The 16851-nt window shown below is 68.5% G+C and carries 14 protein-coding genes; 11 read left to right on the forward strand and 3 right to left on the reverse strand.

Going from position 1 to position 16851, the window contains the following annotated elements; all coding sequences use genetic code 11:
* Positions 1-103: 103 nt before the first annotated feature.
* Positions 104-1792: a dolichyl-phosphate-mannose--protein mannosyltransferase gene (locus JFC09_RS11900; RefSeq protein ID WP_198394245.1), complete on the reverse strand. Its 1689-nt coding sequence runs from the start codon at positions 1790-1792 to the stop codon at positions 104-106.
* 144 nt (positions 1793-1936) lie between these two features.
* On the opposite strand from JFC09_RS11900, the gene JFC09_RS11905 reads away from it, so the two are divergent.
* The 11 genes from JFC09_RS11905 to JFC09_RS11955 all read left to right on the forward strand — a co-directional run bounded on the left by JFC09_RS11905 (position 1937) and on the right by JFC09_RS11955 (position 15414).
* Positions 1937-2554, forward strand: coding sequence for a DUF4190 domain-containing protein (locus tag JFC09_RS11905; protein ID WP_198394246.1), 618 nt, complete (start codon positions 1937-1939; stop codon positions 2552-2554).
* 7 nt (positions 2555-2561) lie between these two features.
* Entirely contained in the window at positions 2562-3485 is a 924-nt protein-coding gene (rsmI, locus tag JFC09_RS11910) for a 16S rRNA (cytidine(1402)-2'-O)-methyltransferase (RefSeq protein ID WP_198394247.1), read from the forward strand.
* Positions 3486-3576: 91 nt separating this feature from the next.
* Positions 3577-5118, forward strand: a complete 1542-nt coding sequence (metG, locus tag JFC09_RS11915; RefSeq protein WP_198394248.1) for a methionine--tRNA ligase — start codon at positions 3577-3579, stop codon at positions 5116-5118.
* Positions 5118-6074 carry a TatD family hydrolase gene (locus JFC09_RS11920; protein WP_198394249.1) on the forward strand — a complete coding sequence of 319 codons (957 nt, stop codon included), beginning with the start codon at positions 5118-5120 and terminating at the stop codon, positions 6072-6074. Before metG ends, JFC09_RS11920 begins: the two co-directional genes overlap by 1 nt.
* 131 nt (positions 6075-6205) lie before the next feature.
* Complete coding sequence (locus tag JFC09_RS11925) at positions 6206-7432, forward strand: ubiquitin-like domain-containing protein (RefSeq protein WP_198394250.1); 1227 nt, start codon at positions 6206-6208, stop codon at positions 7430-7432.
* Complete coding sequence (locus tag JFC09_RS11930) at positions 7429-8868, forward strand: ubiquitin-like domain-containing protein (RefSeq protein ID WP_332839752.1); 1440 nt, start codon at positions 7429-7431, stop codon at positions 8866-8868. Before JFC09_RS11925 ends, JFC09_RS11930 begins: the two co-directional genes overlap by 4 nt.
* A gap of 4 nt (positions 8869-8872) precedes the next feature.
* Entirely contained in the window at positions 8873-9916 is a 1044-nt protein-coding gene (locus JFC09_RS11935) for an alpha/beta fold hydrolase (RefSeq protein ID WP_332839753.1), read from the forward strand.
* A 255-nt stretch (positions 9917-10171) separates the two neighbouring features.
* A complete protein-coding gene (groES, locus tag JFC09_RS11940) occupies positions 10172-10465 on the forward strand; it encodes a co-chaperone GroES (RefSeq protein WP_198394251.1) in 294 nt (97 codons plus the stop codon).
* Between the two features lie 75 nt (positions 10466-10540).
* On the forward strand, positions 10541-12130 hold the full coding sequence (gene groL / locus JFC09_RS11945; protein ID WP_198394252.1) for a chaperonin GroEL: 1590 nt from the start codon (positions 10541-10543) through the stop codon (positions 12128-12130).
* A 138-nt stretch (positions 12131-12268) separates the two neighbouring features.
* Positions 12269-12565, forward strand: a complete 297-nt coding sequence (locus JFC09_RS11950) for a DUF503 domain-containing protein (RefSeq protein ID WP_198394253.1) — start codon at positions 12269-12271, stop codon at positions 12563-12565.
* 116 nt (positions 12566-12681) lie between these two features.
* Positions 12682-15414, forward strand: a complete 2733-nt coding sequence (locus JFC09_RS11955; protein WP_198394254.1) for an ATP-dependent Clp protease ATP-binding subunit — start codon at positions 12682-12684, stop codon at positions 15412-15414.
* 196 nt (positions 15415-15610) lie between these two features.
* Here JFC09_RS11955 and JFC09_RS11960 read toward each other — a convergent pair whose 3' ends face one another.
* Both JFC09_RS11960 and JFC09_RS11965 read right to left on the reverse strand, forming a co-directional pair.
* Positions 15611-16390: a PIN domain-containing protein gene (locus JFC09_RS11960; protein ID WP_198394255.1), complete on the reverse strand. Its 780-nt coding sequence runs from the start codon at positions 16388-16390 to the stop codon at positions 15611-15613.
* A gap of 10 nt (positions 16391-16400) precedes the next feature.
* On the reverse strand, positions 16401-16808 hold the full coding sequence (locus JFC09_RS11965) for a helix-turn-helix domain-containing protein (RefSeq protein ID WP_198394256.1): 408 nt from the start codon (positions 16806-16808) through the stop codon (positions 16401-16403).
* Positions 16809-16851: the final 43 nt, after the last annotated feature.

Below are 16851 nucleotides of genomic sequence, written 5' to 3' on the forward strand. Positions count from 1 at the left end.
AATAAGCGACCAACGGTACTCGGACGTCTCGTTCTGTGGCGAAACGCACAGGCGGGGGAGCGGTTTCGAGGGTTGGGTGGGGGAGAGAACAGCCAGAGGGTCGTCAGATCCAGGTGGGGTTCCACATGCGCAGCTCCCACGCCTCGCGCGGGATGTAGGTGGCGGTCCAGACGGGCCAGAAGAACGCGCACGCGAGCACCGCCAGGGCGAGGACAACACCGACTGCGAGACGCCTCGCCTGCAGACCGGAGGTGCTGTGGCGACGCCCTGACACGCTGTCGCCGTCGCTGCCGCGACCCAGGCCATGGCCCGCGCTGCCGCGACCCCCACTGCGGCCCCAGACCAACCCCAGCGCGTAGGTGAGCGCGAGCACGGTGAAGGGCACCATGACGATCGTGTAGAACGTGAAGATCGTCCGCTCCTGGTAGGTGAACCAGGGGCCCCACGTCGCGATGAGCGTGGCGAGCAGCGCACCGGCACGCCAGTCGCGGCGCAGCACCCACGCGAAGGCCAGCACGATGACGGCGATGGGGGCGAGTCCCCAGATGACGGGGTTGCCGACGGACGTGATCGCGGCGGAGCACTGCTCGACCGTGCAGCCGTGCTCTCCCGGCCCGGCGGTCTGGTAGTAGAAGCTCGTGGGCCGCCACTGGACGATCCAGCCCCACGGGTTCGACATGTAGGTGTGCTCGGACGACAGGCCCACATGGAATTCGTAGGCGGACTGGTGGTACTTCGCGAGGCTGGGCAGCCACCCCGGCAGGACGTCCCACCAGCCGGAGTTCGACTCCGCCCAGTCGCGGTAGTAGCCGCCGCGGGTGAAGATCCAGCCGGACCAGCACAGCACGTAGACGACGACGGCGACGGGCACCAGGGACACGAATGCCGGGGGAGCGTCCTTCACGAGTGCTGCCAGCCATGGCCGGCGCACCCCCATGCGGCGCCGGTGGCCCCAGTCCCACGCGACGGTGAGCAGTCCGAACACGGCCAGCGCGTAGAGACCGGACCACTTCACGCCCATCGCGCAGCCCAGTGCGATCCCGGCCGCCAGCCGGTACGGGCGCAGGCCCAGAGACGGGCCCCACGCGGAGGGTGTGAACCAGGCGGACCGGGCCCCCAGGTGCGCGCGCAGGCTCTCCGGAGGCGCGCCGGGTCCGGCTGCGGTGAGCGCGCGGTCGATGCGGCGTCGCGTCCTGATCCGGTCCTCGACGAGCAGCCCGAACGCCACGAGCACGAAGAACATGAGGAAGATGTCGAGCAGGGATGTGCGCGAGTGGACCAGGTGCTCACCGTCCACCGCCAGCAGCAGGGAGGCGATCGCGGCGAGCCACACGGAGCTGAACATCCGCCACGCGATGATCCCGACGACGAAGATCGACAGGGTGCCGAACAGGGCGGCGGCGAACCGCCAGCTGAAGCTGTCGGCCTGCCCGAACAGGTCGATGCCCCACCCGATGAGCCATTTGCCCAGGGGCGGGTGGACGACGAAGTCGCCGGTGTCGAGCACGACCCACGGGTCGCCGGCCTCGAAGGACGGGTTGGGTTCCTCCGGCCAGTCGCGCTCGTAGCCGAACTGTGCGAGCGACCAGCCCTCCTTCACGTAGTACGTCTCGTCGAAGATGAGGGTGTTCGGGTGGCCCAGACGGAGGAAGCGGAGCACTCCGCCCAGGGCGGCGATGAGTGCGGGGACCAGCCAGCCCAGGAGGCGGGGTGAGAGGCGCGCACTCCACGGCAGTGCGGCAGCGGGTGCGGCGGCTGCGGGGGCGCGGCGGCTGGTCGGAGGGGCGGTCACAGCCGCAAGTGTAACGGGACCGTCACACGCTTTCGTTGAAAGGCGCAACGCCCAGCGAGTAGCGTGAAGGGAGCACACGAGCAGTCCGCTCGGAGGTGCGGAGGTCCATGGTGCGCGCCCATGGCGTTCACGAGGAGGCAGCTGATGAGTGGCATCGGTCAGGACGGGTACGGGCCGGGCTCCGGATCCTCCGCGGACTACGGGTACGGCAGCGGAGTGTCCGCCTTCGGGTCCCCGTCGTCGCCCGGGTCGACGCCGTACTCGTCGAGCCCCTTCACGTCCGGGTCCTCGAGCATCCCGTCGACCGGCGGGCCATACGGCGACTCCTCGCACATGGTGCCGGCATCGCCCACTTCCTACGGGCAGCCAGCCCCCTACAGCCAGTCCTACACCTACGGCCAGGCGGATCCCTACGGTCAGTCCGATCCGTACGCGCAGGCGCATCCGTACGGCGCTCCGCAGACCATGGACCCCTACGCGGGCGCCTACCCGTCGACGGTCGCCTCCTCGAACGCCACGAACACGATGGCGATCCTGTCGCTCGTCTTCTCGCTGGCAGGGCTGGTCACCTCCGGTGTCACGTGCATCGTGGGCATCATCCTGGGGCACATCGCGCGCAACCAGATCAAGCGGACGGGCGAGCAGGGGGCCGGCCTGGCCCTGGCCGGACTCCTCACGGGATACGGGCTCATCGGACTGTGGGTCCTGGTATTCGTCGGCTACCTCCTCTTCCTGGGCATCTTCGTCGCGGCAGCCGCCTGAGCGCGCCGTGACCACCTCGACCCCGGGCGCACCCCGCCCCACTCCCGGCAAGGCCAGCCCTGCCGATTCCACCACCTCCACCCCGAACCCACCCACCCCCGGTGAGGGGGAGCTCGTGCTCGTCGGCACCCCCATCGGCAACCTGGGCGATGCGAGCCCCCGCATGCGGGACGTGATCCTCACCGCCCACCTCGTCGCCGCGGAGGACACGCGCCGCTTCCGCGCACTCTGCGACCGGCTCGACCTCACGCCCACGGCCCGCGTCCTCAGCGTCCACGACCACAACGAGGCCGACCGCGCCCACGACCTCGCCGACGCCGTCGCGGCGGGCGAGACCGTCGTCCTGGTGTCCGACGCCGGCATGCCCGCGGTGTCCGACCCCGGCTACCGGGTCGTGAAGGAGGTCGCCGGGAGGGGACTGCCCGTCACGTCGGTGCCCGGGGCCTCGGCGGCGGTGACGGCACTGGCCGTGTCCGGACTGCCCAGCGACCGGTGGGCGTTCGAGGGGTTCCTGCCCCGCAAGCCCGGCGAGCGCCGCCGCCTGCTGGCAGAGCTGGCCGACGAGCGCCGCACCCTCGTCTTCTACGAGAGCCCGCACCGCGTGGGCGACGCGCTCGCGGACATGCGGGACGCGTGCGGGCCGGACCGTCCCGCCGTCGTCTGCCGGGAGCTCACCAAGCTCCACGAGGAGGTGCTGCGCGGCACGCTGGACGACCTCGCCCGGGCCGCAGCGGACGGACTGCGCGGGGAGATCTGCATCGTGCTGGGCCCCGCCCCCGTCCGTGCCGCCCCCGCGCCCGAGGCGGTGGTCGACGACGTCGCCCGCCTCACCCGCGAAGGGCTCCGGGCGAAGGCGGCGGCCGCACAGGTCGCCGCCGCCCACGGCCTGCGCACCCGGGAGGTCTACGAGGCGTACCTCCACGCGGAGTGACCCCGCGGCCATGAATGGCCGGTGAGCCGCGGGCGGCGACGCGTGTGGCCCGTGAAGCGCAGTGTCGCGCCCGTCGTAGACTGGCGTCATTATGACCTTCTACATCACCACCGCGATCGCGTACCCCAACGGAACCCCGCACATCGGCCACGCGTACGAATACATCGCGGCGGACACGCTCGCGCGCTTCCACCGTCTGGACGGCGAAGACGTCTACTTCATGACCGGCACGGACGAGCACGGACTGAAGATGCAGCAGACGGCGGAGAAGGAAGGCGTGACCCCGCGCGAACTCGCGGACAAGAACGCCAAGGCCTTCCAGCAGCTTCAGGACTTCCTGGGCTCCTCCTACGACCGGTTCATCCGTACGACGGACGCGGACCACAAGGCGGCCTCGCAGGCGATCTGGGAGCGGATGAAAGCGTCCGGCGACATCTACCTGGACGCCTACTCCGGCTGGTACTCGGTCCGCGACGAGGCGTTCTACCAGGAGGACGAGACAGAGCTGGTCGACGGGGAGCGCCGCTCGATCACGACCGGCACCCCCGTCACGTGGACGGAGGAGGAGTCCTACTTCTTCCGCCTGTCCTCCTACCAGGACCGCCTGCTGGAGCTCTACCGCGAGCACCCCGAATTCGTGGGACCGGACGTGCGGCGGAACGAAGTCGCCTCCTTCGTGGCCGGCGGCCTCAACGACCTGTCGATCTCCCGGACCACGTTCGACTGGGGCATCCCCGTCCCCGGCGACGAGCGCCACGTCATGTACGTGTGGGTCGACGCGCTCACGAACTACCTCACCGGCGCCGGCTTCCCGGACGTCGACTCGGCGCGGTTCCAGCAGCTGTGGCCGGCGGACGTCCACATCATCGGCAAGGACATCTCCCGCTTCCACGCCGTCTACTGGCCCGCGTTCCTCATGAGCGCAGGGCTCGAGGTGCCGAAGCGCGTCCACGCGCACGGCTTCCTCTTCAACAAGGGCGAGAAGATGTCGAAGTCCGTCGGCAACGTCGTCGACCCCTACGACCTCGTCGAATCGTTCGGTCTGGACACGCTGCGCTACTTCGTGCTGCGCGAGATCTCCTACGGCCAGGACGGCTCGTACTCCGCGGACGGGATCATCACGCGGAAGAACACGGATCTTGCGAACGAGTACGGCAACCTCGCCCAGCGGTCGCTGTCGATGGTCGCGAAGAACCTCGACGGCCGGATGCCGGAGCTTGCGGACCTCACGGCCGAGGACGAGGAGCTGCTGGCGTCCGCCCGCGGGCTCCTGCCGGTCGTGCGGGAGCACGTGCGCCTGCAGAACCTCCACCTCTACCTGGGCGACGCGTGGAAGGTCCTGTCCGCGGCGAACCGCTACATCAGCGCGCAGGAGCCGTGGAAGCTCAAGAAGACGGACCCGGCACGGATGAGCACCGTGCTCGCCGTCGTGCTGGAGGTCGTGCGGATCGTCACGCTGCTGGTCCAGCCGGTCATGCCCGAATCCACCACCCGCATCCTCGACCTGCTGGGCGTCGACGAGGGCGCGCGGACGTTCGCGGACCTCGGGACGCCGGTGGCGCCGGGCACACAGCTGCCGGCACCCGCACCGGTGTTCCCCAAGCACGTGGAGCCGGTCGCGGAGGGCGCCTGATGGCGGGGTCGCGGGCGGCCGGCGAGTACCCGGCGATCCCGGAGCCGCTGCCGTACCCGATCGTCGACACCCACACACACCTCGACATCTGCACGGGTGCACGCGGTCCGCTGCGGGCCCGTGAGCCGAAGCCCCAGATGGGGCCCGGTGAGGACGAGTCGTTCCCGCCGGTGTCCTTCTTCCACGAGACGGCGCTGGCCGCCGGTGTGACCCGCATCGTGCAGATCGGCTGTGAGATGGGAGCCGCCCGCTGGACCGCGGACCTCGTCGCCGCCGAGGCCGCCGCCGGTCGCGACTGGATGCTGGGCGGGGCTGCGATCCACCCGAACGAGGCACCCCGACTGGGTGCGGCAGGGGTGCTCGACGAATCCCTCACGGAGATCGAGCAGCTGTGCCGCCGCGACCGCATGCGTGTCGTGGGGGAGACCGGGCTCGACTGGTTCCGGCTCGAGCAGGCGGAGGTCGACGGGGTGCCCGTCCCCGCTGACACGGCGCGCGGGTTCCAGGAGGAATCGTTCCGCGCGCACATCGAGATCGCGAAGAGGCTGGGCCTGGCGCTGGAGATCCACGACCGCGAAGCCCACGACGACGTCCTGCGGGTGCTGCGGGAAGAGGGTGCGCCGGAGCTCACCGTGTTCCACTGCTTCAGCGGTGACGCGGAGATGGCCCGCGAATGCGCCTCCCGCGGCTACTTCATGTCGTTCGCCGGGAACGTCACCTTCAAGAACGCGAAGGGACTGCGGGAGGCTGCTGCGCTCGTGCCGCAGGAGCTGCTGCTCACGGAGACGGACGCCCCGTTCCTCACCCCGCACCCCCATCGTGGTCGTCCCGGCGGCCCGTATCTCACCGCGGTCACGGCGCGGCTGCTCGCTGACCTGCGCGGGGAGGATCTCGCCCAGATGTGCGAAGCGGTCGTCGCGAACGCGGAGGGCGTGTTCGGGCGCTGGGAGCTGTGATCAGGCCGCACGACCGGCCGTCGCAGGGGCACCTGTGACGTTTGCGACGGGAATGTAACAGGGATTGCCCGGAAGATAACGAACCGGTTACACTCATGCAGTCGTCATCTTCTCGATCGATTGGAACATCTGTGTTCTCTGCTCTGCGCAACCGTAAGGTGCAGATCGCCGGCCAGACCGTCGTCATCACCGCTCTGGTGGGTGGCACGGCCGCCTTCGTCGGACTCAACAAGCAGGTCGATCTCACCGTCGACGGTGAGACCCAGCAGGTCCGCACCTTCGCGGATTCCGTGTCGGACGTCCTCGACGCGAACGACGTCGACGTCGCAGAAGGCGACCAGGTGCAGCCCGGCGCGGACGCGGAGGTCACGCGCGGCATGGACATCATCGTCAACACCGTCAAGGACGTGGACCTCACGCTCGACGGCATCGCGTCCGAAGAGTCGACGACCGGCAACACCGTGGCGGAAGCCCTCGCGGACCTCGGCATCGATCCGGCAGGGGCGGAGATCTCCGCGGACCTCGACGCGTCGCTGGCCGACGTCCAGAACACCGCCTTCACCGTCGTCACACCCAAGACCGTGACCGTCGTGGCCGACGGTGAGAGCACCGCTGTGGACCTCACCGCCGCGACCGCACAGGAAGTGATCGACGAGGCCGGCATCGAGCTGGGCGACCAGGACACCGTCTCCACTCCGCTGTCCGCTCCGATCTCCGACGGGGCCGTCGTGGAGGTCCTCCGCAAGAACACGGAGGACAAGACGGAGACAGAGGCCATCAAGAAGAAGGTCACGGAGAAGAACGACTCCTCCCTGCCGCGCGGCGAGAAGAAGGTGGAGACAGAGGGCAAGGACGGTGAGCGCGAAGTCGTCTACGCCGTCACCACCGTCAACGGCGCGGAGGTCAAGAAGGAGAAGAAGTCGGAGAAGGTCGTCGCGGAGGCGAAGGACGAAGTCGTGCTCATCGGCACGAAGAAGCCCGAACCTGCTCCGGCTCCTGAAGACAACAGCGACAACGGCGGTGACTCCGGCGGATCGGGTGATTCCGGCGATTCCGGTGACTCCGGCGGCACGGAGGACAACGGGGATCGCAGCCCGATGTCGAAGGCAGAGATCCAGCAGATGCTGGGCGGCCCCGGCAGCCGCTGGTACAAGATCGTGCAGTGCGAGTCGGAGTTCAACCCGAAGGCCGTCAACAAGCAGAACAACGCGCACTTCGGACTGTTCCAGTTCAAGCTCGCCACGTGGCAGTCGGTGGGTGGCTCCGGCAACCCGGTCGACGCACACCCCCGTGAGCAGTTCAAGCGCGCGAAGATCCTGCAGGAGCGCGCTGGCTGGGGCCAGTGGGCCTGCGCGTGAGGCAGCGCGACACCCACGAGCTGCACGGGGGCGTCCAGCCCACCGGAGGCTCAGCAGTACCCGTCACGACGGCCTCGGCGCCGTCCGCGTCAGCCGCCACCGCATCGGCGGTGTCGGCCGTCGTGGCGGATCACCCTCCGCTGACCCGTCGTGAAGCACTCGCCCGGGAACGGGCCACGGCACAGATGACCGCAGCGCCCGCACCGGCGGCGCCGGTCGCGAACACGGCCACGGTGGGCAGCGCGCATTCGGCGACCGAGGCGAAGGCCCCGAGGTCCCGCGTCCGCACCCTCCAGGTCGTCGGGCAGGCCGTCGTGATCTCCGCACTCGTCGCGGGCACGGGCGCCTTCGTCGGACTCAGCACACCGGTCGACCTCACCGTCGACGGGCAGGCCGTCTCCACCCGCACCTTCGGTCACACAGTCGCCGACGCGCTCGCGGCAGAGGGCGTACAGGTGGCAGCGGGCGACGAGGTCAGCCCCGGAGTCGACGCGGACCTCTCCCGCGGCATAGACATCGTCGTGAACACGGCGAAGGACATCGACCTGTCGGTCGACGGCATCGCATCGACGGAGACGACCACCGCGCACACGGTGGCGCAGGCCCTCGCGGACCTCGGCATCGACCCTGCAGGGGCAGAAGTGTCCCCGGGGCTCGACACGCCCCTGGAAGGGGGCGGATCGACCGGACTCACGGTCGTCACCCCCAAGACCTTGACGGTCAGAGCGGACGGGGAGACGATCCCCGTCGAGGCGACCGCGGCCTCGGTCGCGGAAGTCCTCGCCCACGCGGGCGTCGACGTGGCGGACACGGACTTCGTGACCGCACCGCTCAGCGCACCCGTCGTCACGGGCCAGAACATCGACGTGATGCGCACCGCGACGACGACCGAAGAGGTCGAGGAGACGGTGAAGAGGCCCGTCGAGAAGAAGAAGACGGACAAGCTGCTCGACGGCAAGACGAAGGTCGAGGAGAAAGGCAAGGACGGCACGCGGAAGGTCGTCTACGAGGTCGGCACCGTGGACGGCACGGAAGTGAGCCGCGTCGAGAAGTCCGAGGAGATCCTCGAAGAGCCCGTCACGGAAGTCGTGCTCGTGGGCACCGGCGACCCGAACGACCCGGACAGCTACGAAGTCCCGCCCGACGACGGCACAGCCATGTCGACCGACGCGATCAAGGAGATGCTGGGCGGCCCCGGCAGCCCCTGGTACAAGATCGTGCAGTGCGAATCGGAGTTCAACCCGCGAGCCGTCAACCGGCAGAACAACAAGTACTTCGGCCTCTTCCAGTTCGGCGTCCCCACCTGGCAGGGTGTGGGCGGCAGCGGCAACCCGGCCGACGCGAGCCCGCAGGAGCAGTTCCTGCGCGCCAAGATCCTCCAGGAGCGCTACGGCTGGAGCCAGTGGGAGTGCGCCGGGATGGTCGGGGTCGGCTGAGCCGGTGAGGACTCACACGTACCGCACGATCGATGTCGCGGTGAAGGGTGCGGAACCCACAGGCGACCGGTCCGGGGCAGGACCTGACGACGGTTCGTTCGTGGCAGAGCCTGCCGGTAGCGGGACCGGGGCAGGACCCGACGACGGCCCGTCCGACGGGGGCACGCTCCGTGTGGGGATCTGGGATCCGGTGGAGCCCGGGGAGGGGGCGGACGTCCCGACCGCGCTGCTCATCCACGGTGTGACCGCCTCCCACCTGGCATGGCCCTTCGTCGTCGAACAGCTGCCGGGACACCGGCTCATCGCACCGGACCTCCGCGGTCGCGGGGGCAGCCGGCACGTCGGCGGTGCGTCGAGCATGAGCACCCACGCGCAGGACATGCTCGCGGTCCTCGACGCCTGCGGTGCGGAGACCGCCGCCGTCGTGGGGCACTCGATGGGCGCCTTCGTCGCCGTGGTGCTCGCCGATGCCGCGCCTGCCCGCGTGTCGCACCTCGTGCTCGTCGACGGCGGGCTGCCGTTCGATCTGCCGGCGTCGACCGACCTCGCTCCGGAGCAGCTGGTCCACGCGATCCTGGGTCCGACAGCGGAACGCCTGTCCATGCAGTTCGCGGACGTCGAGGACTACCTCGACTTCTGGCGAGACCACCCTGCGTTCCAGGACGCCTGGAGCGACGAGGTGGAGGAGTACTTCGCGTACGACCTGGTGCCCGCGGACACGGGCCTGCACCCATCGACCAGTCTCCGGACGACGATCGAGGACACGTTCGACCTCCACACCGGCGCGACACTCCCCGCCGCACTCGCGCGTCTTGTGGGCGGACCTGAGCGTACGGTCCGGTTCTACACCGTGCCGCGGGGGCTGCAGGACGAAGAGCCCGGCCTGTACGCTCCTGAGTACATTGACACACTGCTGGCGGATAGTCCCGCGATCGACCACCGACGGCTCGAAGGCCTCAACCACTACACCGTCGTCATGTCGCAGCACGGCGCCGCACGACTGGGCGATCTGCTGCGTGAGGCGTTCGAGGAAGCCCCGGAGGGCTGACAGCCATCGCGGCGCAGCGCACGGCTGTCGGAGCGAGTGAACTGCGGCGCGACGTCCTACTGTATTGGCACTCGGGTTGACCGAGTGCCAGCGCGTTACTAGAGTTCGAGTTAGCACACGCACCACGTGAGTGCTAAGAGTGCGCACTCGGCATCGCAGCCCGGCACCCGCGACGACGGGCCGCGACGAACGTCCTCACGGACGTGCCGTTCCGGCGCACGCAGTCACGACATATCTACTAAGGAGAGTGTCCGCATGTCGGTCTCCATCAAGCCGCTCGAGGATCGCATCGTCGTCCGCCAGGTCGAAGCAGAGCAGACTACCGCTTCCGGCCTGGTCATCCCTGACACCGCCAAGGAGAAGCCCCAGGAGGGCGAGGTCGTGGCAGTGGGCCCCGGCCGCGTCGCCGACAACGGCACGCGCATCCCGCTGGACGTCCAGGTGGGCGACAAGGTCGTCTACTCGAAGTACGGCGGCACGGAGCTCAAGCACGGCGGCGACGAGTACCTCGTCCTGTCCGCTCGTGACGTCCTCGCAGTCATCTCCTGACTCCCTCGCGCGCCCACGGCGCGCATCGCAGCACATTCGCTGACAGACACACACTTCAGAGGGAAGAAGACACACATGGCAAAGACCCTTCAGTTCGACGACGAGGCCCGCAAGGCCCTCGAGCGCGGCGTGAACGTCCTGGCCGACACCGTCAAGGTGACGCTGGGCCCGCGCGGCCGCAACGTCGTCCTCGACAAGGCGTGGGGCGCACCGACCATCACGAACGACGGCGTGACCATCGCCCGTGAGGTCGAGCTCGACGACCCGTACGAGAACCTCGGCGCTCAGCTCGCCAAGGAAGTCGCCACGAAGACGAATGACGTCGCAGGCGACGGCACCACCACCGCCACCGTGCTGGCACAGGCGCTGGTCCACGAAGGCCTCCGCAACGTGGCGGCCGGCGCGGCACCCAGCGAACTCAAGGCCGGCATCGAAGCAGCCGTCGAGGCTGTGGAGGCACGTCTGCGTGAGAACGCACGCGAAGTCGACGGTTCGGCGGAGATCGCGCACGTCGCGGCCCTGTCCGCCCAGTCGCAGGAGATCGGCAAGCTCATCGCCGATGCCTTCGACAAGGTCGGCAAGGACGGCGTCATCACGATCGACGAGTCGCAGGCATCCTCGGTGGAGCTCGAATTCGCCGAAGGCATGCAGTTCGACAAGGGATTCCTGTCCCCGTACTTCGTGACGGACGCAGACCGTCAGGAAGCGGTCCTGGCGGATCCCTACATCCTCATCAACCAGGGCAAGATCTCGAACATCCAGGACCTGCTCCCGGTGCTCGAGAAGGTGCAGCAGGCCGGCAAGCCGCTGTTCATCGTGGCCGAGGACATCGAGGGTGAAGCACTGTCGACCCTCGTCGTCAACAAGATCCGCGGCATCCTCAATGTCGCCGCGGTCAAGGCGCCCGGGTTTGGCGACCGCCGCAAGGCGATCCTCGAGGACCTGGCAGTCCTCACCGGTGGCGAGGTCATCACCCCCGACATCGGCATCAAGCTGGACCAGGTCAACCTGGAGCAGCTGGGCTCCGCACGCACCGTCACCGTCACGAAGGACGCCACGACCGTCGTCGACGGCGCCGGAGCGGACGAGGACGTCGCAGGACGCGTCGCGCAGATCCGCGCCGAGGTGGAGAACACCGATTCGGACTGGGATCGCGAGAAGCTCCAGGAGCGTCTGGCGAAGCTGGCCGGCGGCGTGGCCGTCATCAAGGTCGGCGCAGCCACGGAGGTCGAGCTCAAGGAGCGCAAGCACCGTGTGGAGGACGCAGTGTCCGCCACCCGTGCGGCGATCGAAGAGGGCATCGTCCCCGGCGGCGGCTCCGCGCTCATCCATGCAGCCAAGGCGCTGGACGGCACGGACCTCGGCCTCACGGGCGATGCGGCCACCGGCGTGAACATCGTCCGCAAGGGCGTCGTGCAGCCGCTGCGCTGGATCGCGGACAACGCGGGCCAGGACGGCTTCGTCGTCGCCGCGAAGGTCACGGACCTGGAGGCCGGTCAGGGCTACAACGCCGTCACCGGCGAGTTCGGCGACCTCATGGGCGCAGGCATCATCGACCCGGTCAAGGTCACCCGCTCCGCACTGCGGAACGCGGCCTCGATCGCGGCCCTGGTGCTCACGACCGAAACGCTCGTCGTGGAGAAGCAGGAGGAAGAGGAGGACTGATCCTCTGACACCTTCTGCGCTCACCCGCAGCCCGAGGCCCCGATCGCTTGCCGGCGACCGGGGCCTCGGCCGTTCGCGGGGTGGGAGGGCGACGGTGGATCACTGGCCGTCGTGGTGGGGGACTGGGAGGGTGGAGACATGTGGATCGGATGGATCGAATGCGACCTGCGCCTGGGGGACGTGCACTCCCGCAAGCAGAAGCGCTCCGTCGTGCGGCCGATCGTCGCGGAGATCCAGCGTCGCTTCCAGGTGAGCGCTGCGGAGACAACGCACCTCGACGAGTACCGGCGCGCGGGGATCGGTGCCGCCGTCGTCGCCGCGGACCGCGCGCGTGTCGTGCAGGTGCTCGACGACATCGAGCGGCTCGTCGCGATGCGGCCGGAGGTCGAGCTGCTGTCCGTGGGCACGCGCCTGCGCACCTCCGACGACGACTGAGCAGCTCGCTGCGACTCGTGTTCCGCACGGTCCCGCCTAGGGTGCCCCGGACGGGAATATCTGGCCCGCTCATGCGTTGACTTGAGCGTACGCCACTCAATCTTTTGGGAGTTCAATTGGCAACCTTCTTCGGTTCGTCCGGTGCGGGCGGCGACTCCTTCGAGGAGTTCCTCGCACGTCTACTGCAGAATCAGGGCCACGCCCGTCGGCCCGTCGACATCACGCGGCTGCTGACGCGCCGCACCCACGAACTGCTGGGTGCCGCCGGCACATTCGCCGCCGAACACGGGCACACGGAAGTCGACGTCCTCCACCTCCTCCGGGCCATGATGGAGCACGACCAGATCCGGGCGCAGATCGTCGCGACCGGTGCTGATCCGGACGGGCTCAAGAAGGCGGCGGAGGCCCGCCTGCCGGAACCTGCGGAGTCCCGCGTGCCCGGACAGGTGTCGCTCACACAGGCGACTCAGAAGTCCCTGCTCGACGCCTACCAGGTGGCGCGCGGTTTCGGATCCACCTACATCGACCCGGAGCACGTGTTCCTCGCCTTCGTGCTGAACCAGGAATCCTCCGTCGGGCAGCTGCTGGCGAGTGCCGGCGTCACCCCGCAGTCGCTGCAGCAGGCGGCTGCCCAGGCGGCCGAATCCGGCCACGTCATCGGTCAGACCGATGCTGACATCGTGGACGACTCGGACACCCCGATGCTCGACCAGTTCGGGTACGACCTCACGGAGGCAGCCCGCGAGAACGGACTGGACCCGGTGATCGGGCGCGCGGAGGAGATCGAGGAGACCATCGAGATCCTCGCCCGGCGCACCAAGAACAACCCCGTGCTCATCGGTGAGGCCGGCGTCGGCAAGACGGCGGTCGTCGAAGGCCTCGCCCAGGCGATCGTCGCCGACGAGGTGCCGGGGCAGCTGCGCGGCAAGCGCGTCATCTCGCTGGACCTGCCCGCCATGGTCGCGGGCACGAAGTACCGGGGAGACTTCGAGGAGCGCTTCACGACGCTGCTCGAGGAGATCAGTGACGGCGAAGGCGACTTCATCGTGTTCATCGACGAGGTGCACATGGTGCTGGGCGCCGGTGGCGGAGGGGATTCCGGCGGCATGGACGCGGGGAACATCCTCAAGCCGCGCCTGGCCCGCGGAGAGCTCCGCCTCATCGGTGCGACCACGCTGGACGAGTTCCGTCGCGTGGAGAAGGATCCCGCGTTCGCACGTCGCTTCCAGCCGGTGACGGTCAAGGAACCGTCCCGCGAGGACGCGGTGTCGATCCTCACGGGACTCAAGGCCCGCTACGAGGAGCACCACGAGGTCCGCTACACGGACGAGGCCGTGCGCGCCGCCGTCGACATGTCGTCGCGCTACATCACGGACCGCTTCCTGCCGGACAAGGCGATCGACCTGCTCGACCAGGCGGGTGCGCGCGTGAGCCTCACCCGCGCACCGAAGGTCGACATCGCCGCACTCAAGGAGAAGGAGGCCGCCCTCGAATCCGCGAAGGACGCGGCCGTCGCGGAAGAGGTCTACGAGGAGGCCGCCCGCATCCGCGACGAGATCGTCGCGGTCCAGGAGGAGATCTCCGCAGCCCGGGCCCCGGCCTCGGGTGCGGCCTCGGGTGCGGCCTCGGGAACGGGTGCCGTCTCGGGTGCGGATACGGCCTCGGGAGCGGGTGCCGTCTCGGGAGCGGGCACGGCCTCGGGAGCGGGTGCCGTCTCGGGAGCGGACACGGCCTCGGGCGCGGAATCGGACAGCGGAACCGCAGCGTCCGGTGACGTCCTCGTCGTCGACGAGGACCAGATCGCAGACGTCGTCTCCCGGGCGACCGGGGTGCCCGTCGCACGACTCACACAGGACGACCGGCAGCGGCTGGCCGGGCTCGAAGCGGAACTGCACGAGCAGGTCATCGGCCAGGACGACGCCGTGTCCGCCGTCGCGAAGGCGGTCCGCCGCAGCCGTGCCGGCATGAGCGACGCGGGCCGGCCCGTGGGATCGTTCCTCTTCCTGGGCCCCACGGGCGTGGGCAAGACGGAGCTGGCACGGGCGCTCGCGACCTCGCTGTTCGGCGAGCAGGACGCGATGATCCGCTTCGACATGAGCGAGTTCGGCGAACGGCACACCGTGAGCCGGTTGGTCGGGGCACCCCCGGGGTACGTCGGCTACGACGAGGCCGGGCAGCTCACCGAACGTGTGCGCCGCCGCCCCTACTCCGTCGTCCTGCTGGACGAAGTTGAGAAGGCCCACCCGGACGTCTTCAACCTGCTGCTGCAGGTGCTGGACGACGGCAGGCTCACCGACGGGCAGGGCCGCACGGTCGACTTCCGCAACACCGTCGTCATCATGACGTCGAACCTGGGGTCGGAGTTCCTCACCAGCTCGATCGGCACGATCGGGTTCTCCGCCACCGGCACGGACGGCACGCAGACGTCGGACGAGGTGCGCAGCCGTGTGATGGGCCGCCTGCGGGAGACCATGCGCCCGGAGTTCCTCAACCGGATCGACGACATCGTGCTGTTCCGCAAGCTCGAGCGGGAGCAGCTGCGCGACATCGTCCGCCTGCAGCTCACCGATTCGGAAGCGCGCCTCACCGCGCAGGGCATCGGCCTCACGGTCGATGACGAGGCCGTCGACCTCATCGCGGACCGCGGCTACGAACCGGAATACGGTGCGCGCCCCCTGCGCCGGGTGATCCAGCGCGAGCTGGACGACGCGGTCGCGGACCTGCTCGTCGCCTCCGAGGTGGACGAGGGCGACCGCGTGACGGTCACCGTGGAGGACGGCGAGCTGCGCGTGGCCGCGGAGGCTGCGGGCGCTGCCGGCACCGCGGAATCTGCGGTGACCGTGGCCTGACGGCGCCGGGCTGGCCCGCCCACCTGCTACGACTTTCTTCGCCACCTACAATGTTATTTCGTTGTAGGTGGCGAAGAAATGTGTAGGTGGGCGTTCTGTTGCGCGAAGAATGATCGCGCGGGACCGCGGCAGGTGCCATGGATGCATGGCAATGAACCTGGCGAGTCACCTACCGCGATGTTTCAGGAGCAGTGGATCAGGCGCCGAAGATGTCATCTGCAGAATAGATGGCGGGGCCGAGCCCCCACACACGCCACGTTCCGTCATCGATCTGGACCAAGGTCAAGAACGTCATCGTCGTCTGAAAAGACTCGAACGCCCGCGAGGCTACCGCGACCTCCGGTACGAACCGCATGTAGGCCACTCGATCAGGGGCATCCACGGCTCGGATCACCTTAGATGCAAGGGACCTGTTCCCAAGGTGGTTGACGGCCCACTGGTAGTCACCCCACGCAGACGGATCATAGGTCAGAGCCCGCGCCGCGCCCCTCTCGTCCAACAATCCGCTCCACCACAGCATCGCAACCTGTGCAGGGTTCGTCAGATCGCCGGCTTTTCCGAACGCGTTCACCGCACAGGCTGGGTCTGCTTCGACGAGCGCGGGGACGGGAGACGGCGTCGTTGAGGGCTCTTCTGCTATATCTGCGGTGAGATTCGCGAAGATCGGCGCGGTAGCGGTAAGCGTGGCCAAGAACGTGATGAGCCGATCCTTCGGATCACATCGCATCCTGTCGATGAGTTCGTCGAACCCATCGACAAGCGCTTCTGTTCCAAACGCGTTTCGCATCATGCCCACGCGACGTGCTGCCGCGGCGGGCTCGACGCGCACTTTGGGGAGGTTGCGTTGAACTTCGTCGAGGATCGTGTCTGACCACAGTGGTTGGAAGAGATCAGCCTCGGCCAGCCAGAGCAGCGTCGTTGCGAGTCTGATCGGGATGAGAGTGCAAGCGTCGAGAACAGCGACCGGGCGATTCACGGTTTGCGACTCATCGTGTGTTGACGATTTGATCGGGAGGAGTCTCGTCGTCGATCTCCTGCGCGAGTTCATGCAGGGCGGCCCTTCGACGGGCCATGCTGGATGCCCGATATCGAGCTAATTCGACCGCAGCAATGCGACGGTGCACCCCGCCGCCTTCAGTCGCGAGCTCTCCACGTTCGATGAGTCGGACGACAGTCATACGGCTCACGCCCAAAAGGTCCGCGGCCTCTTGAGTGGTCATGAGGGTTTCGGAGGGTAGGACGATCACGTCGGAGTTCGATTCCAAGACGTCCACGAGACGAAAGAACGCATCCCGAGCAGATTTCGGCACATCTGACGCGTCGAGCTCATGGAACATCTTGTCCACGGCCGACCGCAACTCCTGCGCTTGTTCGTGCGCGATTGCTCCCACCATGCATCCAGTGTAGCGAAACGCTCAAAACGCCCACTTGCGGGAC

Source organism: Brevibacterium yomogidense (assembly GCF_016107685.1).
Taxonomy (GTDB): domain Bacteria; phylum Actinomycetota; class Actinomycetes; order Actinomycetales; family Brevibacteriaceae; genus Brevibacterium; species Brevibacterium yomogidense.

What these genes read in the sequence shown, in the direction of transcription:
- JFC09_RS11905 (WP_198394246.1), top strand. Translation starts at nt 1,937, where the DNA reads ATGAGTGGCATCGGTCAGGACGGGTACGGGCCGGGCTCCGGATCCTCC.
- JFC09_RS11965 (WP_198394256.1), bottom strand. Translation starts at nt 16,808, where the DNA reads ATGGTGGGAGCAATCGCGCACGAACAAGCGCAGGAGTTGCGGTCGGCC.
- groES (WP_198394251.1), top strand. Translation starts at nt 10,172, where the DNA reads ATGTCGGTCTCCATCAAGCCGCTCGAGGATCGCATCGTCGTCCGCCAG.
- metG (WP_198394248.1), top strand. Translation starts at nt 3,577, where the DNA reads ATGACCTTCTACATCACCACCGCGATCGCGTACCCCAACGGAACCCCG.
- JFC09_RS11920 (WP_198394249.1), top strand. Translation starts at nt 5,118, where the DNA reads ATGGCGGGGTCGCGGGCGGCCGGCGAGTACCCGGCGATCCCGGAGCCG.
- JFC09_RS11950 (WP_198394253.1), top strand. Translation starts at nt 12,269, where the DNA reads ATGTGGATCGGATGGATCGAATGCGACCTGCGCCTGGGGGACGTGCAC.
- groL (WP_198394252.1), top strand. Translation starts at nt 10,541, where the DNA reads ATGGCAAAGACCCTTCAGTTCGACGACGAGGCCCGCAAGGCCCTCGAG.